At 59.5% G+C, this 22,670-nt stretch carries 20 protein-coding genes and 1 pseudogene; 16 read left to right on the top strand and 5 right to left on the bottom strand.

All coding sequences use genetic code 11. From position 1 onward, the window contains the following. Nucleotides 1-184 precede the first annotated feature (184 nt). From ACFXS9_RS16725 to ppk2, 4 genes and pseudogenes are all read left to right on the top strand, one after another. Nucleotides 185-691, top strand: coding sequence for a hypothetical protein (locus ACFXS9_RS16725; protein WP_392690439.1), 507 nt, complete (start codon nucleotides 185-187; stop codon nucleotides 689-691). Nucleotides 692-1,099: 408 nt separating this feature from the next. Then, nucleotides 1,100-1,858, top strand: a complete 759-nt coding sequence (locus ACFXS9_RS16720; protein WP_392690438.1) for an outer membrane protein — start codon at nucleotides 1,100-1,102, stop codon at nucleotides 1,856-1,858. A 71-nt stretch (nucleotides 1,859-1,929) separates the two neighbouring features. Continuing rightward, on the top strand, nucleotides 1,930-2,274 hold the full coding sequence (locus ACFXS9_RS16715) for a putative addiction module antidote protein (RefSeq protein ID WP_392690436.1): 345 nt from the start codon (nucleotides 1,930-1,932) through the stop codon (nucleotides 2,272-2,274). A 979-nt stretch (nucleotides 2,275-3,253) separates the two neighbouring features. Beyond that, a pseudogene (gene ppk2 / locus ACFXS9_RS16710) lies at nucleotides 3,254-3,979 on the top strand (polyphosphate kinase 2); the annotation flags it as partial. Nucleotides 3,980-4,079: 100 nt separating this feature from the next. Here ppk2 and ACFXS9_RS16705 read toward each other — a convergent pair. Continuing rightward, nucleotides 4,080-4,523, bottom strand: a complete 444-nt coding sequence (locus tag ACFXS9_RS16705; protein ID WP_057849547.1) for a hypothetical protein — start codon at nucleotides 4,521-4,523, stop codon at nucleotides 4,080-4,082. A 468-nt stretch (nucleotides 4,524-4,991) separates the two neighbouring features. Here ACFXS9_RS16705 and ACFXS9_RS16700 point away from each other — a divergent pair, with 468 nt between their 5' ends. Beyond that, complete coding sequence (locus ACFXS9_RS16700) at nucleotides 4,992-5,507, top strand: Spy/CpxP family protein refolding chaperone (protein ID WP_057849538.1); 516 nt, start codon at nucleotides 4,992-4,994, stop codon at nucleotides 5,505-5,507. Between the two features lie 379 nt (nucleotides 5,508-5,886). On the opposite strand, the gene ACFXS9_RS16695 is transcribed toward ACFXS9_RS16700, so the two are convergent. Further along, nucleotides 5,887-6,642 (bottom strand): F0F1 ATP synthase subunit A, encoded by a 756-nt coding sequence (locus ACFXS9_RS16695; RefSeq protein ID WP_392690433.1) that lies wholly within the window; start codon nucleotides 6,640-6,642, stop codon nucleotides 5,887-5,889. 1,085 nt (nucleotides 6,643-7,727) lie between these two features. On the opposite strand from ACFXS9_RS16695, the gene lpxD reads away from it, so the two are divergent. From lpxD to cax, 7 genes are all read left to right on the top strand, one after another. Continuing rightward, nucleotides 7,728-8,738: a UDP-3-O-(3-hydroxymyristoyl)glucosamine N-acyltransferase gene (gene lpxD / locus ACFXS9_RS16690; protein WP_392699819.1), complete on the top strand. Its 1,011-nt coding sequence runs from the start codon at nucleotides 7,728-7,730 to the stop codon at nucleotides 8,736-8,738. Nucleotides 8,739-9,058: 320 nt separating this feature from the next. Further along, nucleotides 9,059-10,297 carry a class I SAM-dependent methyltransferase gene (locus ACFXS9_RS16685; RefSeq protein WP_392690432.1) on the top strand — a complete coding sequence of 413 codons (1,239 nt, stop codon included), beginning with the start codon at nucleotides 9,059-9,061 and terminating at the stop codon, nucleotides 10,295-10,297. Nucleotides 10,298-10,459: 162 nt separating this feature from the next. Further along, entirely contained in the window at nucleotides 10,460-12,109 is a 1,650-nt protein-coding gene (locus tag ACFXS9_RS16680; protein ID WP_392690430.1) for a B12-binding domain-containing radical SAM protein, read from the top strand. A gap of 163 nt (nucleotides 12,110-12,272) precedes the next feature. Beyond that, nucleotides 12,273-12,470 carry a hypothetical protein gene (locus tag ACFXS9_RS16675; RefSeq protein WP_392690428.1) on the top strand — a complete coding sequence of 66 codons (198 nt, stop codon included), beginning with the start codon at nucleotides 12,273-12,275 and terminating at the stop codon, nucleotides 12,468-12,470. Nucleotides 12,471-12,484: 14 nt separating this feature from the next. Beyond that, on the top strand, nucleotides 12,485-13,534 hold the full coding sequence (locus ACFXS9_RS16670) for a formate/nitrite transporter family protein (RefSeq protein ID WP_392690426.1): 1,050 nt from the start codon (nucleotides 12,485-12,487) through the stop codon (nucleotides 13,532-13,534). A 461-nt stretch (nucleotides 13,535-13,995) separates the two neighbouring features. Beyond that, entirely contained in the window at nucleotides 13,996-14,394 is a 399-nt protein-coding gene (locus tag ACFXS9_RS16665) for a hypothetical protein (protein ID WP_392690424.1), read from the top strand. A 226-nt stretch (nucleotides 14,395-14,620) separates the two neighbouring features. Continuing rightward, the gene (gene cax, locus ACFXS9_RS16660) at nucleotides 14,621-15,769 is read left to right on the top strand and encodes a calcium/proton exchanger (RefSeq protein WP_392690422.1); all 1,149 of its coding nucleotides are present in this window, start codon (nucleotides 14,621-14,623) and stop codon (nucleotides 15,767-15,769) included. 372 nt (nucleotides 15,770-16,141) lie between these two features. On the opposite strand, the gene ACFXS9_RS16655 is transcribed toward cax, so the two are convergent. Both ACFXS9_RS16655 and ACFXS9_RS16650 read right to left on the bottom strand, forming a co-directional pair. Beyond that, a complete protein-coding gene (locus tag ACFXS9_RS16655) occupies nucleotides 16,142-16,627 on the bottom strand; it encodes a hypothetical protein (RefSeq protein ID WP_392690420.1) in 486 nt (161 codons plus the stop codon). A 554-nt stretch (nucleotides 16,628-17,181) separates the two neighbouring features. Continuing rightward, complete coding sequence (locus tag ACFXS9_RS16650; RefSeq protein WP_392690418.1) at nucleotides 17,182-17,538, bottom strand: hypothetical protein; 357 nt, start codon at nucleotides 17,536-17,538, stop codon at nucleotides 17,182-17,184. A gap of 158 nt (nucleotides 17,539-17,696) precedes the next feature. Between ACFXS9_RS16650 and ACFXS9_RS16645 the strand changes: the two genes are divergently transcribed. Beyond that, nucleotides 17,697-17,972, top strand: coding sequence for a hypothetical protein (locus ACFXS9_RS16645; protein ID WP_392690416.1), 276 nt, complete (start codon nucleotides 17,697-17,699; stop codon nucleotides 17,970-17,972). Between the two features lie 228 nt (nucleotides 17,973-18,200). Then, nucleotides 18,201-18,479, top strand: coding sequence for a hypothetical protein (locus ACFXS9_RS16640; protein WP_392690414.1), 279 nt, complete (start codon nucleotides 18,201-18,203; stop codon nucleotides 18,477-18,479). A gap of 32 nt (nucleotides 18,480-18,511) precedes the next feature. Here the strand turns inward: ACFXS9_RS16640 and ACFXS9_RS16635 are convergent, their stop codons facing one another. Continuing rightward, nucleotides 18,512-19,033 (bottom strand): GNAT family N-acetyltransferase, encoded by a 522-nt coding sequence (locus ACFXS9_RS16635; protein ID WP_392690412.1) that lies wholly within the window; start codon nucleotides 19,031-19,033, stop codon nucleotides 18,512-18,514. A 227-nt stretch (nucleotides 19,034-19,260) separates the two neighbouring features. On the opposite strand from ACFXS9_RS16635, the gene ACFXS9_RS16630 reads away from it, so the two are divergent. Further along, nucleotides 19,261-20,340 (top strand): AI-2E family transporter, encoded by a 1,080-nt coding sequence (locus ACFXS9_RS16630; protein WP_392690410.1) that lies wholly within the window; start codon nucleotides 19,261-19,263, stop codon nucleotides 20,338-20,340. Nucleotides 20,341-20,464: 124 nt separating this feature from the next. After that, nucleotides 20,465-22,654, top strand: a complete 2,190-nt coding sequence (locus tag ACFXS9_RS16625; protein ID WP_392690408.1) for a DUF3141 domain-containing protein — start codon at nucleotides 20,465-20,467, stop codon at nucleotides 22,652-22,654. Nucleotides 22,655-22,670: the final 16 nt, after the last annotated feature.

The raw sequence follows: 22,670 nt of genomic DNA, 5'->3' as shown, positions 1-22,670 counted from the left end.
GAATGCTTATGCGGATGCAATTCCAAAGTGCCTGCATTGATTTAAATCAAAGAGCCTGCGCAAAGCAGCGCGTCGGTGTGGTCGCGGCCACCGCCCCGCCGAGCGGATAAGGACGAGCCCGGCACCAGAAACGACAGGAGGCAATCATGGCCAAGCCCGATGGCAATGGGATTTCCGCGCGGCTGTGGAGACTCCTGGACAGCTGCTGCTGGCGCTGATCAATGCGACGGCGATCCTGGTGATCGTCGCCGCGATTGTTGTGCTCGTCGCGATTGCGCGCATCAACCATTTTGCCGAGAACGTCGTTGCAACGATGACTGAGGCCGTGCTGTCGAAAGTCGACTTGCCGCAGAAAGACGTGCTGGCGAATATCCGAAACCTGACGGCGGAAGTCAGGACGCTCGGCAACACCCTTCAAGAGATCAAGGCAGGAGAACGCTCGGCCCTTCAACCCGAGTTGGCGCGACTCAAGGAGGCACTGACCGTCCTGAATGTCAGCGTCGACCGGCTCGGAAGCGCGAGATCGATCCTCACTGATGAAGCGATTGGGCAATTGGGCCGGACCGTCACCGACGCGCTGACGAAGCTGAGGGATTGCTCTCCTAGCGCTCGCCAAATGGCGATTGACCGCACCTTTAGAAGCAAGACGTCGAAGCCCGGAAGCCCATTTCGGGAAGCCCCCGAAAATTAAGTACCGCCGGTATGGGTCATTCGCGCTCCTCGCGCCTAGGCGCTGAACACCTTCTCCGCAAGATCTGTATTCACGGCCAAGCAGACGCGCATCGGCGCGGCTTCCTATATTGAGCCGACGAGACCGAATGCCAAGCGACTGAGAAAAGTGGTCTACCTCGCCCAAAACTGTCAGGCTAAGCATTCTTTATGACGTGCTTCTACTTAAGTGCGCCCGCCCTAAGGCCTTGGGCCGTTGTGCGCAGAGGTGCCCATCCATCATTCTGACGCGGGTTTGCCATATTTCAAAAACGGAGTGTTGCCTTCAAGGCACGGATTTTCCGGGAGAATCATGCAACTTCCAGTTGCAATTCGGAAGTTCGATTCAACTTGGCGGTCGCGACAAGGCGATGGGGATGGAGAAATTGCGATGAAAAAACTTTTGTTGGCTACCATTGGATCACTAGCCTTGTTGGGCATGGCCGCCCCCGCGTCGGCTGCTGATATGGCTGTCAAGGCACGGCCACCCGCGCCGGTGGTGGCTCCGATTTACGACTGGACCGGCTTCTACATCGGCGCCAACGGTGGCTGGGGCCAGAGCCGCAACTGTTGGGATTTCGTTGATGTGGCTGGCGTAGTCTTCGGTGACGGCTGCCGCGAGCGGTCCGGGGGCCTCGTCGGCGGCCAGATAGGCTATCGTTGGCAAGCCGGCACCTGGGTGTTTGGCCTGGAAGCGCAGGGCGATTGGGCGGATCTCACCAACGAGCGCGTCAGCCTTATCAATCCTCTGTTCTCCACTCGCACCTCGACCGATGCTATCGGCCTCTTTACCGGCCAGATCGGCTACGCCTGGAACGCAGCGCTGTTTTACGTAAAGGGCGGCGCGGCGGTTACGCGCAACGAATTTAGCATTCTTAGCACGATTACCGGCGCTGAACTGGCCTCGGCTAGTGCGACCCGTTGGGGTGGCGTTGTGGGTATCGGATTTGAGTACGGCTTTGCACCGAACTGGTCGTTCGGTGTTGAATACGACCACCTGTTCATGGGCGACGCCAATAATTCGTTCTCGGTCGTCAATCCGATTGTTGCCGGTGCGCTCAACCGGATCAGCCAGGACGTGGATATGGTTACCTTGCGCATCAACTACCGCTTCGGCGGTTACGGCGCACCGGTCGCAGCGAGATACTGACCTCGTCCTATTACGTCTGTTCCAGTAAAGTAGGTCGGCAGAAATGCCGGCCTATTTTGTTGGAGGTTACGATGGCTGGAAAATCCGTCAGGCCCGCGACCCGCCCACAATCGAACCAAAGGCAAGCCGCTGCCGATTGCATAAATCGAGCCCTCGCAAAGGCGGATATCGCCGAAATTTGTCACGCCATTGGTACCGCCACCCATCTGTACAATATCTCTGAACTTGCGCAGAAATCTGGGCTTGCGAGGCCGAGCATTCATCGTGCGTTTGCGGGCGATCCAAAAAAACCAAACTTCACGACTGTTTTGAATGTTCTCGACGCAATGGGCTTCCGATTGCATGTCACGGTGCGCCGGGGCGCAGGAACAGCGCGCTTGAAACCAATTGCGAATTGCCGAGAGCCTGGACGGTGATGCGAACGGCAACGCACCGCTTCCCGGTAGGTTCGGCCGGATGTCATAGGACAGGTCGAAGCAACCTCACTTTATGAACCACCACCAGATTGAGAAAACGGCGGCATCAATGACAATTGAAATCAGAAACGCAGTTGCGACCAGCTTGAACAATTCCCACACGCACGCAAGTTCCAGTCGGCTCTATTGCCGCGTACGATCATTGAGCAGCCGCGTATGTGACACCATTGGCTAAAGTGCATGGCATCCACCCGAAGTTGCACAATTAATCTCACCGAATTTTTTGGGATCATTGTTGGTTGCGAAGGGCGTGTCGCTCGGACGACCTAGCCGGGGAGGGGAAAATCGGCGGAGAAAGAATTCTTTCAGACGCGCAGGACCGGGACGCTTGATGTGGATCAATGTCCCGCCTTGCGGCCGGTCATATGAGGCCGATGGTGCCACTGCGCATGAGGAGTGCAGTTGCCATGCGTCTTCATTCATATCGCGACGAATGCCACGCCCGACACTTCGATTTGATCGGCGGAGGCGGCCACCCTTGGTCAATTGACCTGGTCTCCGTCATAGCTTCGGGCGTCTTAGTCGTGGGCTTCGCCTGTGCGCTCATCGCCCATTCGGTCCATTAGGATTTTCCCGCTGGGCGTCACCACGAGCGAGCAGGCTTCGGTCGGAGGGCCGCGCGGGCCCCAAGGCTCGCTCCCTCCGGTTACCTTTCGATGGAATACGCCCCCTCCGTCGGAAGGGAAGGGCGGTGAAGTTCCCCAGCTTCACCGCCCGCTTTCTTCGCTTGATCGAGCAAGCGCGGCCTGACCGGCCTAGGTATCGCCTCGCGGCAAGGACTCAGAACTGGCTGCTTGAGTTGCTGACGACAAGGCCACGATCTGATGCCGAGCCCGCGTAGCTGCACTTATTGAGTATCTGGCGTGAGAAAATCACTGGGCTGCAGTTCCGAAGCAAGCGAATGACGCGGTGCCCAACTCTAAGCCGCCTGCAAACTTGGGTCAAAGAGAAGGGAGAACGCGTCATTGTGGTCTTCGAAGGCCGGGACACGGCGGGCAAGGGCGGCGTGATCAGCCGGATCACCGCACGCACCAGCCCGCGCGTCTACCGCCACGTGGCACTGCCCGCCCCCTCCGACCGCGAGAAGTCCCAAGTTTTCATCCAGCGCTACATCGCGCAATTCCCGGCGGCGGGCGAGGTCGTCCTCTTCGACCGCTCATGGTACAACCGGGCCGGGGTTGAGCGAGTGATGGGCTTTTGCACCGACGAGGAGTACGAGCGGTTCCTAACGATGGTCCCTGTGGTCGAGCGGGAGATGATCGTCAACAACGGTATCATCCTGCGCAAGTACTTTCTCGATGTCAGCCAGGACGAGCAGCGGCGCCGTTTCGAGGCCAGGATCAAAGACCCGATGAGACACTGGAAGCTGAGTCCGATGGACACTGAATCGGTGCGGCGCTGGTGGGATTACACGATGGCCTACCAGCGCATGATCGAGGCCACCCACACGTCATGGGCGCCATGGCACATCGTGCCGGCTGACAACAAGCGCCGCGCTCGGCTAAACCTGATCCGGCATCTGCTCGACAGCATCCCTTATAAGAAGATCGACATAGAACTTCCCAAGATCCCCAAGGCGCAGCGGCGGCCCAAGGATGCTACGGAGGGCCTGAGCGCAGGCCAGGTGATCCCCAGCCACTACTAATGCCGCGGGCGGTTTTACTGCGTCAGGAATCCATATGCGACAATCCGAGCCACCATTCTCGTGAAAATCAGCAGTGCCGGGACGCCGTCAGAATTCCCGCTTACCAATAGCCCCAAGGCCGTCCGCCGTATCCGTAAGGTCGGTAGAAGCTAGCGGTCCCGGGTTCCTGGATTGCTTCCCAACTATAGTCGACCGGATAGTAGCTGTAGCCGCCGTAATACGGGCCGACGGGGTAATAGCCGCCGTAATACGGGCCGCCCCCATAATAGCCATATGCGCTGCTCGCGATCGCGCCACCGATTAGGGCACCAGCAAACGCGCCCGCTCCCCAACCCCGACCTCGATAGCCCCAGCCTCCGAAACCCCTGTGTCCCCAGCCGCCGCCCCGCCAGCCGCCCCAGCGGACCTGGATCGCACTGTCGCCAACCATTGATTTCATGGTTGCCACATTGGTCGGCAAAGGAGCCGCCTGGAGCGTCGCCATGTTGCTGGCCATCAAGGCTCCGGCGAATCCGCCTACGAATGCCATTCTGAGGGTGCGCATGTTCTCCTCCATCGCTGTTGGGAGAGACCACCACAGGCTTGGGATAGCCTCGGTCATGCGGTTGATCTAGGTCAAAGGACTGACAGCTTTTCAGGCTTGGACTTTTTCTGAGGAGTTGCGCGAACGAGTGCAGCGTGCAGCATGGCCACCGCCCGCTCGAATTGCGCCCCTGCACCTGCGGCGTGCACGAAGTTTGGAACCCTACCCGACCTCGGGCGCTTGTCCGGCTTGTGCCGTAAGGAAAAGGCCTGCCTTAATGACGCAGGCCCAATGGGCCCTAGTTCAGCGCGGCACTAGGCGGGAGTTGATGTCCGCTTGCCCCGAATAGCGGCGCAAATGCGGACATGTCGATAGGTCTGGCCTGCGCAAAAAAACTTCTCTGGTACCTTTGATTTGAATCAACGCGACCTGCGGTGCGTGGCCATTTTTTTGCGGGTGCCTGGGGGCAACCTACCTAGGAGATCGCCGATGATGAAAATAGTAGTGGTCGGAGCAACTGCACTCTTCCTTACTGCATCGCCGATTGCCCACGCGCAAACGCCTTCTCCTGCGACTCCGGAACGGTTAAATGTAGCGGACCGGAATTCACTGATGGACTTGCGCATTGACCTGGTAAAGGCTGCGTTGCAGCTAACACCTGAGCAGGAAAAATACTGGCCGGCTGTAGAGAGCGCTATTCGTGCCAGGGCGGAGGATCGGAAAGCCCGTGTTGCAAAAATCCAAGAAACAGTGGGTAGACGGGCCGACGAAAGCCGTTTCGAGGTCATGCGCAATCGTGACCCCATTGCGTTTTTGCATCGGCGCTCGGAAACATTGGCTCAACGATCAGCCGATTTGGATAAGCTCGCCGAGGCGTGGCAGCCACTCTATCAAACGTTCAGTCCCGAACAGAGGCGGCACATGGCGGCCCTCGCGCTCTTTGTACTCCACGATATGAGTGAATCCGTAGAACGGCGTCGTGCGCAGTCTGAGGACGAGGACTGAAGCAAAGTAGGTCGATCTGTGCCTGCCGCATAATGGTCGGAGCATATGTGGCTAATTGACTTTAAGCCTGGGCGATGTCCGCTTTTGATCAAGAGGCTGACATCCCCGGGGTTTTCAACGTCTGTCCGCAAGGCAAAGCGGACTTCGCGGCAGGACCCGGCGACTACCGAGGTTTGATCCGCAACCGACTCGGGCCACCTGCGCGAGAAACTACGCAGGTATGGGCGCTCTGCGGCCTGGAGCAGTCTAGGGCGCGCCTATATAGAGTGCCGTCCAGCGTTTTCATGTATCGTCCGACTTAACCGGCGGAGACAAGAACGTGCGATATGCTTTCGTCATCGCGATGTTGCTTGGGCCGACTCCTTGCCCTCCGAGCCCGCTAGTGTCCCCCATGAAGAGCGTCGTTGAGATAGATGCAGGTCAGGATCGCAAATACGTAGGCCTGCAGGAACGCGACCAGCAGCTCAAGTGCGGTCAGCGCAACGGTCAATGCCAGCGGCACCACGCCAGCGATCCAGCCAATCGCGCCAAGCGAGGTACCGAGCAGTGCGATGAAGCCCGCGAACACCTTCAGCGTGATATGGCCCGCCAGCATGTTGGCGAACAGACGCACGCTGTGCGACAGCGGTCGCGACAGGAAGGAGATGATCTCGATCGCGACGACCAGTGGCAGTATGTAGATCGGAATGCCCGGCGGTACGAAAATCTTGAAAAATTTTAGCCCATTTTTGTAGAAGCCGTAGACCAGCACCGTGAAGAACACGAGCAGCGCGAATGCGGCCGTGACAATGATGTGGCTTGAGACAGTGAAAGTGTAGGGAATGATGCTGATCACGTTCGAGACCAGAATAAACATGAACAGCGAGTACACCAGCGGGAAGAACTTCATGCCATCCTCGCCGGCGGTGGACCGGATCATGCTGGCCACGAACACGTAGCTTAACTCGGCCATCGACTGGTGGCGGCCGGGAACAAGTTGTCGGCCTTTCATGCCGCGAATAGTCAGTAAGCAAATTACCGCTACAGTGAGCAGCATGTAAGCTGAGGAATTGGTGAAGTAGATGGCGTGATCGCCGATCTGGCCGATCTTGAAGAAGTTTTTGATTTCGAACTGGTGGATCGGGTCGAGTGTCATGCGCGGCTCCTTCTCCACTAGACCGGCATCTCCAAACTCTCACCAACAGTTAAATCAATTCACATGCCGTGTTGATTTAGGTCAATTGGACCCGCTCCCATAAGCGCCCTTGGCCTTCTGGTAGAGGTTCATTTTCTCAGGGCCTGTCTCACACCTCGAGTTGGGGCAAATTCGAGATTGTTCAGCAATCCTGACCCGTTTCCAATTGGAAACGCAAAGATTCGAGATTTTTCGAGTTGCTCTAAGGGACCGCACGACTGCCGACAGTTGACGAGATGAGATGCTGCTTGTTGCGGCGCATGAGTCGGTTATTTGGCCCATTTGAGACATGCCGACGCACGGCAACGATGTCTGTTTATAGGGGGTAGAGCGGAAGTCGGCGGTACCGGCCAAACCGACGCGAGTGACCCGACTCGGACATATCCAAACCAACTGACACGACCTCATATGGCCGCAAGTTCCCTCCGCCTCGTATTCGTTGGATCGCGTCGATATTCGCGTGCGCAGGATCAATTATGTTTCCTGAAGGAGAGAAGACACGAAGCTATGCATCGCGTTAGGGACGACCCTGTTTATGGCCGGGTTCCTGACCACAAGCGCCGATAAAAGCGAGCGCCATGGTGCATGGCCAATTGATTACCCCGCCAATTGCATCGTGAGGCCCGGCGTCGTGCTGTGGCCGCTCCGGTGACGCGAGAGGAGTACGGCCTGGAACGCCGATGAACTGTGTCGGCTCGGTGGATCGGGTAGGCAGGCGCTGACCCGTCACGCCGCCAGCCTAGCTGGCATCGATCGAGATGGATAACCGGCGATTACCGCCGGCAAGGAGGAAGCCCGCGACGTCATAGCGCCGCGGCGCGGACATCTCGTTTGTAGATGCGGAGTTCATACGAAGGCGGGGCCCTGCTAGAGGTGGCGGGGCGCGGCAGGCGAACCGCCCCTCGGCGGCGCGCACGTTGCGCCCGATAAGGGGCTGACGCATTTGATCTGTATCAACGCGCCGATCGCTCCGTTGCACCAGTCAAAAAGGGTAACCCTAGCTGAACCGGTTCGCTAGCAGGGAAACGCGGATGGTTGAAGCAACTTTGGGCAACGCAAGGTTCTTTCGCCGAAGTGGGCCATATTCGCTTGCAGTTGTTGCGAGTACGGCACGCGGGGTTGCGGATGAACTCGAACTGCCCCTCGAAGGTGTGGCCCCCTTGCAAACGGCTGGCTCGAATGAAGTGAGTTTTCTGGATAATCGACGTTATGCGTCGGCACTCGATCAGACATCGGCCGGTGCTGTGATTGTGCATCCTGATATGGCAGCGCGAGTACCTGCTGGGACAGTGGCGATCCGGACCACCGAACCCTACGCAGCATGGGCGCGTGTTGCTGCACTCTTCTATCCTGTGCCTCCAGTTTCTCCCGGCATCCATCCGTCCGCAATTGTCGCAGAGGGGGCGCGCGTCGATCCGTCTGCGGAGGTCGGGCCGCTGTCCGTGATTGAGGCCGGAGCAGAGATAGGACCTGGATGTCGGATTGGTCCTTGCGCGGTTATCGGCAGCGGCGTGATTGTCGGTCGGGACTGCCGGATTGGCGCACATGCAAGCCTAAGCCATGCGCTTTTGGGAGCACGGGTTTATGTCTATCCCGGCGCTCGGATCGGACAGGAAGGATTTGGGTTTGCCTCTACCGTAGAAGGATTTCTCTCTGTTCCCCAGCTTGGGAGAGTTATTCTTGAAGACGATGTCGAAGTGGGTGCGAACACCACGATTGATCGAGGATCATTGCGAGACACGGTGATCGGTGCCGGCTCCCGTCTCGATAACCTCGTCCAGATCGGCCACAATGTTATCCTCGGCCGGTGTTGTGTCATCGTCGCACAGGTCGGTATTTCGGGTTCAACCATATTAGAGGATTTCGTTCGCGTCGGGGGGCAGGCGGGTATGGCCGGGCATCTTCGGATCGGTCAAGGCGCGGAGATCGGAGCGCAGGCGGGCATTATTTCGGATGTGGATCCAGGCGCTAAAGTGCTTGGCAGCCCTGCTCAGCCAAAAAGAGACTTCTTCCGGCAAATTGCCACGCTCAAGAAGATGGCAAAGGGAGAAGGATAACACGGCTTGTACCGCATGAGCGGTCTACAAAGTACATGAGAATATCCGCTCGCGACTTTCCGTTGTTAGCACCACGCGAACACGCCCGCGGATACCCGCATGTCCGATCTTCGGGGATAGTGTTGCAATGTCTTCAGTGACGCAAAAAGATGCTTTTGCAATACTATTGCTGAACTCAAGTTCCGATGAGGACCCGAAACGTACCTTGATGGTGCAAAATTCGATTCCGTGAGATCGTTCAGCGCTGCGTCGTCGGGCGCCCATGACCTCTTTCGGATGCATTGCTACAGAGACTTGCAGCGACCACGGAGGACTGCCACGTGCGTTTGTTGTCCAATCTGCTTCGACGCTTCATCCGCCAGGGCACTCTGCGAGTCCGCGACGCCGAAGGCAAGATCCATGTCTTCGGCGAACACCTGCCCGGGCCCGACGTCGCCATCCACCTCCACGATCGCAAGCTCTACACCACGCTGTTCATCAATCCAGAGCTATACGCCGCCGAAGCCTATATGGACGGCAGTCTGACGCTGGAGGACGGTGCCGCAATCCATGATTTTCTGCTGCTGTTCTCGGTCAACCGTGCCGGGCTTTATGCGTACGGCTCACAGAAGCTGATGCGGCGGGTGTGGCGCGGACTGCGCCGCTGGCAACAGGCCAATCCGATCGGGCTTGCCGCCGCTCATGCGCGCCACCACGACGACATCTCGACCGAGCTTTACCGCCTGTTCCTTGACGATCAGATGCAATATTCCTGCGCATATTTTCGAGACCCCGAACATGAAACGCTCGAACAGGCGCAGCGCAATAAGCTGATTCACGCCACCAGCAAGCTGCAATTAAAGCCCGGCATGACGGTCGCCGAGATTGGCTCGGGCTGGGGCGGCTTCGCCATTCATCTGGCGCGCGAAACAGGCGCCCACGTCACCGCGGTTAATGTTTCGCCCGAGCAGATCAGGGCCGCACGCGATCATGCCGAGGCCGCCGGCGTCTCCAATCGCGTCTCGTTTCGCGAGTTGGACTATCGCCAACTCACCGGCCAGTTCGACCGAGTGGTTTCGGTCGGCATGATGGAGCATGTCGGCATCGGTCATTTTGATGAATATTTCCTGAAAATCCGCGAGCTCCTGGCGCCTGACGGCTATGCCTTCATCCATTGCATCGGCCGGATGTCGCAGCCCGGCACCACCGGCCCCTTCATCCGCAAGTACATCTTTCCTGGCGCCTATGTGCCGGCGCTATCCGAGACCTTCGCTGCCACGGAGCGCTGCGGTCTGTGGTGCAACGACATGGAAGTGCTGCGATTGCATTATTACTACACGGTGAAACACTGGCGCGAGCGCTTCGCCAAAAATAGAGCCCGGGCTGCTGCGATCTACGACGAGCGGTTCTGCCGGATGTGGGAATTCTATCTTGCCGCCGTCGAACTCGAATTCCTGCATGGCTCTCACATGGTGTTTCAAATTCTGCTGTCGACCAAACGTGATGCGGTGCCGATCACGCGCGATTTCATGATCGACTTCGAGCGGGCAGCCTGGGCGCGCGGGCAGACGGCCGGCTGAAGGACGACGCCGACTCGACATTCCACCGACCTTGCTGACACGCGTCGAGGTGATTGAATAGGTCGGCCGATCACTTCCTGCAATGGAACTTTTCGGAAGAACCGACCCCTTGAGTCCCGACAAACTGCGTGACACCCTCCCCCAAAACCTACGGGGAGGCACATGACAATTCTCTGCCGTGTCCTAATGGTCTATCCGAAGTTCATTCCGAACTCGTTCTGGAACTATACGGAAGCCTGCGAACTGGTCGGCGCGAAGTATCCGGCCGCGCCACTCGGCCTGATCACGGTCGCCGCCATGCTGCCGAAGCATTGGGACATCCGTCTCGTCAACCGTAACACCGAACCTTTGACGGACGCGGACCTCGACTGGGCCGATCTCGTGATGATCGGCGGTATGCTCAACCAGCAGCCTGATTTCATCTACCTGATCGATCTCGCCCATCTGCACGGCAAGCCAGTATGCGTCGGTGGACCTGACGTGTCCTCCAGCCCGCATCTTTACGCGGACGCGGACTTCCAGGTGATCGGCGAGGCCGAGCAAGTCATCCAGCACTTCATCGCCGCCTGGGAAAGAGGCGAGCGCAAGGGCGTGTTCATCGCCGAGAAATTCAAGATCGACGTCACGCTAAGCCCGATGCCCCGCTACGATCTGATCAAGTTCGATCACTATCTCTTCATCGGCGTGCAATATTCGCGTGGCTGCCCATTCACCTGCGAGTTCTGCGATATTATCGAGCTGTACGGTCGTGTGCCGCGCACCAAGACCAACGATCAGGTTCTCGCCGAGCTGCAAGCGCTCTACGATCACGGTTATCGTGGGCATGTCGATTTCGTCGACGACAATTTCATCGGCAACAAGAAAAACCTTCGCACGCTACTGCCGCGGCTCAAAGCTTGGCTGGAAGAGCGCGACTATCCGTTCGAGTTCTCGACCGAAGCCTCGATCAATATCGCGGACGACGATGATCTGTTGCAGGCGATGAAGGACACAAATTTCTTCGCGATTTTCGTCGGCATCGAGAGCCCGGATCCAGAGGCGCTCGTGCAGATGAGGAAGAAGCAGAACACCAGGCGCAACATCGCGGAGTGCGTCCACAAGATTTACGGCTACGGCATGTTCATCACCGCCGGCTTCATCGTCGGGTTCGATACCGAGAAAGTTTCGATGGGACAGGCGATGATCGACTTCATCGAGGAGACGAACATTCCAGTCTGCATGGTTGGACTACTCTATGCGCTGCCTGGTACACAGCTGACGCGGCGGCTAGCCAAGGAAGGCCGCCTGCACAACGGCCATGACCTCATGAATGTCGAGCAGGCGGGCGACCAATGTACGCTCGGATGCAATTTCGACACCAAGCGTCCGCTTCGTGACATCCTTGTGGATTACAAGGCAGTGCTCGAGCACGTTTTTTGCCCGACGGCATACGCGGGACGGCTGTCACGGCTTGCCGTCATGCTCGACCGCTCCGACCGCCGCCGCGACCTGCCAGATGGCGACATGCGCAAGAGGCTTGGCGGCATCGACAGCCTACACAAGATCATGCGGATCCTACCGGAGGTTCGCGAGCCGTTCTGGAAGACCTTCGTCGAGGTCGCTAAGACCAATCCAGGCGCGCTGCGTTACATCGTGATGCTGATGGCGCTGTACCTGCACCTCGGGCCGTTCTCGAAGCGCGTGATCGGTGAGATTGACCGCCGCATTGCCGAGTTGGACGGTAGGCATCCGGTGAGGGTCACGGAGTCGTCTGCTTGTGCTCGTCCGGTAAAGGCCACGGGCAGTAATAACCCGAGGAATGAGCAAGTTTAGTCCGTGAACTCCTAAAGATGCAGAAGCGGACATCCGCTCGATCAATATCTTCCGGCGAGGGGCCAGCCCCAGTCAAACTTGTAGTTCAAGCCAACTTTGGCAACTTGAATCTTTTGCCTGATGTCTTCGCCGAATGGAGGCTCTCCCGGCATGGCACTTTGTGATGAAGATTCCGTACGACGATCTCGTCGGCGTCGCCTCCGGCGCGACAGGAAATCCGGCCATCCTGGTTTATTCGACCAAGATGGCGCCGACCGAGCGTCCAGACATCGGCTACGCCATGATCTTCCCGTCGATGACGCTCGTAAAGGTGATCGCCGTGCGGATCGTCGGCCTGCTGGCGGTCGGCGGCGCGCAATAGGGGGCAGGGGCGACATGTCGGACCGAGCCTCCGCACCGCAGCCCCCCATCTTCAATCTGCAGGCCTACAGCCCGGCGGAGATCAAGGAGGCCGTCGAGAAGGTAGGCGTCAAGAAGGCGGATCTGCCGGTTGCGGCCTCCCTGATGCTGGCGGTTGTTGCCGGCGGCGGCGTCGGCTTCGGCGCGCTCTATTACACCATCGTCGCCTCCGATCCCGGGCTCGGCTTCGCCGCGACGCGCGTGCTCGGCGGGCTGGCGTTTACGCTCGGACTGGTGCTCGTCCTGGTCGGCGGCGCCGAACTGTTCACCGGCAACAACCTGATCGTGATGGCTTGGGCGAGCGGAAGGGTCTCCACCGCGACGATGCTGCGCAACTGGACCGTGGTCTATTTGGGCAACCTCGCTGGCGCGCTCGGCCTCGTCGTCTTGGTCTTCCTCTCCCATCACCTCGACATGAACGATGGGCGCGTTGGACTGTCGGTGCTGAATACGGCCGCTGGAAAGATCCCGCCCGATGTGATGACGCTGTTCGTCAAGGGCACCCTCTGCAACGTACTGGTGTGCGCGGCCGTCTGGCTCGCCTATGGGGGAAGAACGGTGACCGACAAGATCGTCGCGGTGGTGCTGCCCGTCTCGGCCTTCATCGCGGCCGGCTTCGAGCACTGCGTCGCCAACATGTACTTTCTACCGCTGGCATGGCTGCTGATCCAGACGGGGCATGCTCCAGAGGGGGGTCGACGGCTCGGCGATCACGGTTGCTGGAATTCTCCACAACCTCGTTCCGGTCACGATCGGCAACATCGTGGGCGGCGCCGGCATGGTCGGCATCGTCTACTGGGCGATCTACCGCGCGGCCTTCGGCAAGGAGCGCCTCGGCGGGAAGTAGGTCGGCACAAGAGTTCGACAAACACGAGAACCAAGGATGATGACTATGTCGCTGCGGAGCACCGACTGGGAGCCGAAAAGGAAATGCCCGTGGGCAAGGGGGACACCGTTCAGCAATTTTTTACAGTCCTCGGAAAGGACAGGTTTGAAATCAATGTCGCTCCATGGGGCGAAGGGTAGTTGAAGGTGAATGGTCAAGAGGTAGCAAGGACCGCCGAAGCCACGGCCCGGCGCCAGGCCTTCACAACCTTAAAGCAGGCGAACGATACCCCGCATGCATTTAGCGGCTGTACCTTAAGAAACCACTTGGCGTGACGAACGAGCGGATCGGCGTGTCAAGACCTCTATTCTGCTGCCCGGGATCAAGATCACACCGATCCGGAGAATTTCCAGCCGATCAAGCAAATGCGGTTGATACAGTTTGATGGTCGCACTTGGCAGCCGATCGGCGACGTCATCGAAAGCGCGTTTTCGGATACGCCGAAAAAAATAGCGCGCGAAAGCGCAGGGACTCGACCATTGATCTAGGTCAAGCCCCGATCCAATGAGCGTTGAAGGCTGTCGTCGGGTGCTGATTACAACGGGCTGCGGGCATCTTTGGAGTTCAAATGCGCGACACCCTACCAACAGGAGGAACAGCCATGTTTCGTTATGCTCTCGCTGCTCTCGCAGCAGTCGTTCTAGTCGGCGCCAGCCTCATCCCGGATGACGCATCCGCGCGTCGGGGTGGCGGCGGCTATCGTGGTGGAGGCTTTCACGGAGGCGCCGCTCATTTCCGTGGCGGCGCGGTTCATGCTGGTCGTGTCGGCGTTGCCGGCCGGGGATATGGGGTTGCGGGGCGCGGTTATGGATATCGTCCGATACCCGGTCGCCCGGTAGCGCGCACGGCGGTTCGCAGAGGCGTCTATCGCGGAGCCGCGTACGGTGCGGCGGCCGGCGCCGTGGCAGCAGGAGCCTACGGCTATTATGGCGGATACAACCGCGGCTGTTATCAGAACGAATACGGCGCTTGGGTCTGCCCGCGTCAATATCCGTATTGAGCGCGCGAATGCGGGTGAGCTTGGCGGTAAGGGCCTGATGCCTGCCGGTCTCGGGCACTTGACCAACCGCGCGCTCGGCGTCTTGACGACTGCACGACGGCTGCCGGCTCGGCTTCGGTTTGTCCCAGCTCTGAACGGCCGGCAGCCCCCGAGCGATGCGCGTACGCGGTTTTATGACGGCGAGCACTTATGAGGGCAGCGCCGTCTATCGGGTCGGAAGGTGCTCATGCATCCATTACTGAAGGAAGTCCGGCACAACCCGCTGCTATGGTTGCTGGCCTTCGTGCCCGTGCTGTTTGTCGTGCAAAGTGTTAATGCGGGCGCGCATACGCTGCTCTTCGTGCTGTCGGTCCTGGCAATCGTGCCGCTCGCCGGCCTGCTAAGTCACGCCACGGAATCCGTGGCAGCCAAGACGGGCGACACCGTGGGGGGCTTGCTCAACGCGACGCTCGGAAACCTGACGGAACTGGTTATTGCACTGACTGCGCTGCACGCGGGGCAATATACGCTTGTGAAGGCATCGATCGCAGGGGCGATCGTCACCAACACGTTGTTCATGCTCGGCATGTCGTTTCTGCTCGGCGGGCTGAGGCACCATGTGCAGGAATATGACAGGGGCAGCGCCCGGCTGCAGGCTAGCCTGCTATTCCTGGCGACGATCGGGATATTGATCCCTTCGGCGGCTTCAGAAGCCGATTCTGCGGCCGGATCGGAGTTTACCGAAAAATTGAGCATAGGCTTGTCCGTGCTGCTTATCGTTGCCTACGGCCTGGGCTTGCTGTTCTCGCTGAGGACTCATCGCGAATTGTTTGGCGGGGCCGGCCACGCCGACTCTGCCGAAGCGCCCTGGCCGATGGGGCTGGCGCTTGCCACGCTGGCGGGCGTCACCGTATTAGTTGCGCTGGTGAGCGAGATTTTCGTCGAGTCGGTGCAGCATGCTGCGCTGACGTTTGGAATGACGCCGGCCTTTGTCGGCTTCATCGTCGTTGCGCTGGTGGGCGGTGCTGCCGAAATGGCCTCGGCCTTTTCCGGTGCACGCAAGGACCGGCTGGACCTGAGCGTAGGCATCGCGCTGGGGAGTGCATCCCAGATCGCGCTTTTCGTGGCACCGGTATTGGTGTTGCTAAGCTACGTCATCGGGCCGGAGCCGATGAGCCTGCAATTCTGGCCGGGCGCGGTGGTCATGATGCTTATCGCGACCATGACCGCGTCGCTGGTGACCAATAGTGGCCGCTCGGCGTGGTTTGTCGGCGTGCTCGTACTGATGGTGTACCTGATCTTTGCGATGACGCTTTACCTGTTGCCACCCCGGACACAAGGCGAAAGCAAACATACATCGATCACGATCACGCATGTTGGTGTGCCTGAAGCCTAGTTGGTTGGCAGGCTGATTTCGCCGACGCTACGCCCGCACACTCGCCTTCGCTTCAGTACGTTCACTCGTACGAGGCGCAGACGCCAGCCTGCCATCGCACACACCTGCGGACGGCTCGGCGAGTCTGACGGACGGTAGTCCGTGCCACGCATACGCCATTGACCCGTGTCCTGCCTGGCCCGCAGCCGACGGCGATTTGCGTCACCACGTCTTCTACCTGAGGAGGCGGCGCCGGTGTCATGCCTTGTGCCGATGTTGCAAGCGACAAGGCGAAGCCAGCCACAGCTATCAATCTGAGCATTGTCGTTCTCCCTTAGATGTTCAACGAACGTTCCGAGGCAGCCCGAGCCGCCCCGGTTGGATCTCAGAAGCTCATTGGCAGACGTGCATCAGGTCGTCCTCAAACTTGACCATGGTACCGGGCTTGCACCTGATCGCGTTGCGGGTTGCATAGTCGTCCCACCCGCTATAGCCGTACCAGGGCCCACCCGCGTAGTAGGCAGTCACTGCGTAGTGAGGTCGTGTGGCTATCGGGCCGGTAGCGGCGTAGCCGCCGGTATAGGCCGCGCGGGCACCCCGAACCGTATCGCTGTAGTAAGGACTGCCCGCGTAGTATCCGGCACCGGCACCGACCGCTGCAGCGGTGCCGACGGCTGCCGCAGTGCCGATTGCAGCGCGCCTGTTCTGCCGGCGCGCGACGCCGGCAACGCTTACAGGAGTAAGCGGTCGACCGACCCGTGCTTCAGCATTCTCGATCGATAGCGAGAGGCCGCTCTTCTCAGACCAGCCAAACGAAAACAACGCCGCGAACGCAAATGCAGAAGTTGCGAGAGCAATGTTTCTCGTGCTCTGTTTCATAGCCTTCTCCGTTGTGCATGGATCACGGTAGCGATGCATGTCGTTGCGTTTCGGAGCGCCTGGTCTTGACTCAGATCAACGGGATTGGAACTGATCACTTCGGGTGTGTGCCGCCCAATCAGCGTCCATTGCCCTTGGGGACATTGACCATTGGGACAATATTGCGGGCAGGACGTTTGTCGTAAACACCTGACAAAAGTTTCTCCCTCAGGCAGGGGGCGCCAATGACTGATCAGTTGGAGTTTGACTTGCGTGCCACGTTGTGCAGACAGCTCGCGAAGCGTGAACCGGCAAACCGAATCTTTTGGATAGCCGAGGCGGAGAGCTGGTCCCGACTGTCCAAAGAGAGAAGCCGATGTGCCGCCGAGGGAGAAATCCGCTCCGCATTACGACGAGTTTGCGGGAGCAGTTGCCCCGAGTCTTCTTGATCCTGGCCTAATCGGGATCGCAGGGTCAGCGTCTCAGCGTGTCCCGATCGATGTAGCAGGCCACACAAATGCGGGAAGCGGCTGAGTGATTTCATGAGCAATCGATGCGGTCAGCTCACCCGCTGCTCAAGGCATCTGCGCCTCGCGTTTCAAGCATTCGCGCAGCAGTGCGTCCATCACGCGCTGGGCCGTGCCGTCGCGTCGGGGCGTTGCTCCGGCATAAAGCGGAACGAGCAAGCCCTTGCCCCCGCTGCTAGGCTCGCAGGACTCGCGTATCTCGTTCCGTACTTCGGACACGTCGCCATTTTGACAAGAGTCGTCGGACATGTTCAGCCTCGAGCGGACTCGTTTCGATACATTTTTCGAAAGTCTGAACTGGTGGCGCTCGCTTGCATTTCCCAAGGCGCCCGCCAGAAGCGCGACAGGCAATAACCCCGACATTCGACTTATCCTATCAACGACGTTCATCTTCAATTGCATCAAGGGACATTGTCCTTGAGGGCAATGTCCGAAGGACTATCCTGGACGCGGGCCTGGCGCCTTATGATCGCCGGCATTAGGACAGGGGATCTTATTGACCTAGATCAAGCACGCGAAATACGGATGGCGTTGCGGTGGTCCCCTCAGCAGAGGAGATCGATATGCAAAAAATCACCATCAAGCGAGCGTTCCTGGCTACCGCGGTATTTACGCTTGGAGCTTTGGGCTCAGTAGCGTGGTCACCAAGCGGTGGTCCTTCGCTGTCGATTGAAAGCGCGGAGGCAAGGGTAGGGCGGCCCGCGACTCCAATGAGCGTCGCTGGCGTTGCACGACGAACAACCCGGCGCGCGGTGGTCGGCGGAGCGGCCGTAGGTGCAGCGGCTGCAGGCACTGCCTGCGTGCGCGTGCTGGTAAACGGCTCATACGTCTGTCGCTGAGCCGTAACGTTGGGCGCGGCAAGATTTCGTTTGGTTGGGCGGAGGCCGCCTGATTACCGGCAGATTAGCTTGCGAAGCCGCGCGCGGTCGCTTGTCATGACAATCAGGCGGCGCGGGACGTCTTCTGACGCTGTCCCGCGCCGTCGGCCTGTGCGGCGGACAAAAGGCAGTTGTTTTTCGATTGAGCTGCTGCGATCATTTCGTCGGCTGAAAGCGGGCAGTTTGTCGATGCGAAGTTTCCGGCTGTGGGCGACGGGCGTGATAACCGCTTCGATCATTGCTTATGGTGCGGCCGGCGCCTCTGCGAATCCGCTGACGCCGTTCCGTTATGAATCGCAGGCGCAACGACATTGCCCTGCCGACGTGGTCGTCTGGCTCGATCTCGGCAAGGGAATCTATTACGCGAAGCGGCAACGACGGTATGGCCGCGGCTTTACTGGAAGTTTTGTGTGCCGGGAGGAAGCCCGTAGCAACGGCTATCGCCGCTCGCTGCTGGGGCTGCGGTAGCGCCGAGCGAGTTCCGCCGGGATCCTCGGTGTTCAAGGTAGCTGCAGCGTCAGGTGCACCACCTGAGGCGATCCTTTCGCGTCGGTCCGGAAGCCGAACTTTTTGAACAGTTTCAGCATGGCCGTGTTCTCGGGTAACACTTCCGCGACCAATTCCTTGAGGCCGGCGTTGCGCGCCAGGACGGCGAGATGCCGCATCAAGATCGTTCCGATACCCTGGCCCTGATAGGCGTCCACCACGACGAAAGCGACCTCCGCCTGGCCTGGCTGGACCACGATATAGCGTCCGCCACCGGCGATGACCGGGCGACCATCTTCGGAGATTTCCGCGACGATGGCGACGTGGGATTCGAAGTCGATGTTGAGGAAGAAGGCCATTTCCTGCTCGGAAAAGCCCTTCTTTGGCGCGAAGAAGCGCCGCTGCAGCGATTGCATGCTGGTCCGCCCGATCGCCGCGAGCATCCCGGCCCTGTCTTCAGGACGCAGCGCACGGATCGTGATTGGACGGTCGTCGCGAAGATGCTCGCGGACCGAATACTTGGCGGCTTCAGGCATCACAGAAGCTCCCCGGCGCTGACAGTGCACTTGACCAGCCAGAGCGACCTTTGGGTGCTGCTGTTTGATCTGGATCAAGCGCGAGCTTGGGCGAGCGCCGATAGGTTCTGAATGTCAGGTGAAGTCCTATCGGCCAGCATTCGGTCCGCGGTTGGGCTGTTGCGCGCGTCGACGAGGTCGAAACGATGGCCCAGAGGGTAATTCGACAGACGATATCCGGAGGAGAGATGATCCAACTGGCGCTCCGCCTGGGTCTGCTCGCCTTCCTCGTCTACTGGTCGTTCGTTCTTGTTCGCCCCTTCATCCCCATACTCGTCTGGAGCATGGTTCTGACCGTGGCTCTGTACCCGCCGTACAACTGGTTATCGGTTCGGCTCGGCGATCGGCCGAAGCTGGCGGCCGCGATCATCACGGTCATCAGTCTCGCGATCGTCATTGGACCGGTGACATGGCTTGGCTACGGGGTGGTCGACGGCTTGCAGGACTTTGCTCGGCAGCTTGGCGCCGGTGCCGTGGTCGTTCCGTCACCGCCTGAAGGCGTCAAGGCGTGGCCGGTCGTCGGCGCCCAGCTTTACGAACTCTGGGATCATGCCTCGACAAACCTGAGGGTCGCACTCAAGGAGGTCGCTCCGCACCTCAAGCCATTGGCTGGTCCGGTACTTGCCTTTGCCGGCAGCGCGGGCTTGGGGACGCTCAAGTTCGTCGCCTCGGTGGTGCTGGCGGGCTTCCTGTTCCACTACGGTCCAGGCCTCGTGGGGGGTATAAAAAGGATTCAGGCGCGTCTGGTTACCCAGCGTAGCCAGGATTTCGTGGCGCTCGCCGGACTGACGATACGCACGATTGCGCAGGGCGTTATCGGCGTTGCTGTCCTTCAATCACTGCTGGCCGGTATCGGATTGAAGCTCGCAGGCGTGCCTCATGCGGGCCTATTGGCTTTCCTTGTGCTGGTTCTTGCGATCCTGCAGATCGGATCGGCAATCATCCTTATTCCCGTCATCATATGGATCTGGGCTACCAAGGACTTTGGCCTAGCTCTTCCGCTAACGATCTACCTCTTGATCGTGGGGCTGGCCGATAATGTCTTGAAACCGATACTGATGGGGCGCGGGCTGAATACGCCCATGCTTGTCATCTTCGTCGGTGTTCTGGGCGGGATGCTGGCCCATGGCATCCTTGGGCTGTTTGTCGGACCCATCATCCTGGCGGTGACCTGGGAACTGACGATGGCATGGATCCGCGAAGAGCGGACGGACGCCGCCGCAACCGTCGCCGAGCGCAGCATGGAAAAAGTGACCGCCGACGCCTGACAGTTGCGCGCATTCCGATGTGACGGCGGCGTCAAACAAGAGCTCTCCCCTTGACCTATGTCAATGGTCCCGACCACCCGAGCGCAATCCTGATGCAGGGCTGCAAGTAGTGAGAGATTTGAGCATGTCTATCGACAAGCTGGCCTTCTCCGGCGAGACCCTTCCAGGGCTCTTTGCATCCGGTCTCGAATATCTGGTCGATACCGGGCAGCGCAGTGTTCTGTTCCTCGATGTCATGCGCGAGCGCGGACTGCAGTACCGCGAACACATGGCTGAAACGGCGCCTCACGTCCTCAACTATGAAGTCGAATTGATCGTCGACGGCAGAGGGCTTCGGCGGCCAGTCAATTACGGCCTCGTGCGGGTGGCTGCCCCGCGCGGGGTCGAGATTGATACCAAGCGCCGTCCGTTTGTCGTGGTCGATCCACGTGCGGGTCACGGTCCGGGAATCGGCGGCTTCAAGGCTGATAGCGAGATCGGCGTGGCGATGAAAGCCGGCCATCCCTGCTACTTCATCGGTTTCCTGCCCGAACCGATGCCTGGCCAAACCATCGAGGATATCGCGAGAGCCGAGGCTGTCTTTATCGAGAAAGTGATCGCTCTGCATCCGGAAGCCGACGGCAAGCCGTGCGTGATCGGCAACTGCCAAGCGGGCTGGGCGGTCATGATCCTTGCCTCCCTGCGGCCGGAGTTGTTTGGCCCGCTGATCATCGCCGGCGCGCCGTTGTCCTACTGGGCCGGCGTCCGCGGCAAGAATCCGATGCGCTACTCGGGCGGCCTATTAGGCGGAAGCTGGCTGACCGCGCTAACGAGCGATCTCGGCGGCGGCAAGTTCGACGGGGCGTGGCTGGTGCAGAACTTCGAGAACATGAATCCCTCGAATACGCTCTGGACCAAGCAGTACAACGTCTATTCGAAAGTCGACACCGAGGCCGATCGTTATCTCGAGTTCGAGCGCTGGTGGGGCGGCCATGTCAATTTGAATGCCGAGGAGATCCAGTTCATCGTCGATGAGCTGTTTGTCGGCAATAATCTCGCTGCGGGACGCATCAAGACGTCCGACGGCCAGACGGTTGACCTGCGAAAGATATCCTCGCCTATTGTCGTGTTCTGTTCAAAGGGTGACAACATCACGCCGCCGCAGCAGGCGCTCGGCTGGATTCTCGATCTCTACCACGATGTCGACGAGATCCGGGCGTATGGGCAGACCATCGTTTACACCGTTCACGAGACGGTCGGGCATCTCGGTATCTTTGTCTCCGGCGGCGTCGCCAAGAAGGAGCACAGCGAATTCTCAAGCAACATCGACCTGATTGATGTGCTGCCGCCCGGGCTTTACGAGGCGACCTTCGAAGCTAAATCCGCCGACACGGCCAATCCCGATCTCGCGATTGGAAAGTGGATCATGCGGTGCGAACGGCGCACGCTGGACGATATCAGGGCCATGGGCGGCAACTCGGCCGAAGATGAACGGCGGTTTGCGACAGCCGCACGTGTATCCGAAATCAATCTCTCGAATTACCGGAAGTTCGTGCGGCCGTGGGTCCGTGCGGCAGTTACTCCCCAAATGGCGGAGTTGATGCGCCAGTGGCATCCTCTACGCGTCTCTTACGAGGCCTTTGGAGGCGATAATGTCGTCATGAAGGGCGTCGCGAGAGCTGCTGACAACATTCGCGAGCAGCGTAAGCCGGCGGCAGAGGATAATCCGTTCGTCAAGTTTCAGGAGACGGTCTCGAAGAACATCGTCGATGTGCTCGATAAATGGCGCGACACGCAGGAAGCGCTGAGTGAAGCGGTCTTTCTCGGCATCTACGGATCGCCGGTGCTGCAAGCCGCCGTCGGCATCACGCCGGATGCCGACGTTTCGCCAAAGCCGCAGATGTCGTCGGAACATCGCGAGCGCCTGGAGGCGCGCATCGCCGAGCTCAGATCGCAGGTCGGCAGCGGCGGTCTCAGGGAAGGCGTCATTCGCGGCCTGCTCTATGTCGGAAGTTCGCGGGGGATGGTCGACGAGCGGAGCTTGGAGGCATTGCGGCGGGCTCGCGCCAACGATGCAGGCTCGCGTCTGACGCTTGCGCAGTTCAAGAAGATCGTGCGCGAGCAATTCTTCATATTGCTGCTCGAGCCGGCGGCAAGCCTTGCCGCCATACCCAAATTACTTCCGCCTGACGAAGGCGAGCGGCGTGCCGGCCTGGAGGCAATCCGCAGCGTGCTGTCCGCGAGTGCGGAAATATCCGGCGAGGCAGCCAAGCGGTTCGATCGCGTGACTGAACTGTTTGGTCTCGCCGGAAAATCGCGGGCGAAGGCGTCATAAGCGGTGGCGATTAGAT

This window comes from Bradyrhizobium sp. RDI18 (assembly GCF_043203335.1).
Lineage (GTDB): Bacteria > Pseudomonadota > Alphaproteobacteria > Rhizobiales > Xanthobacteraceae > Bradyrhizobium > Bradyrhizobium retamae.
Note: the sequence above shows the minus strand (reverse complement) of the source record. Positions and strands in the feature narration are given on the sequence as shown.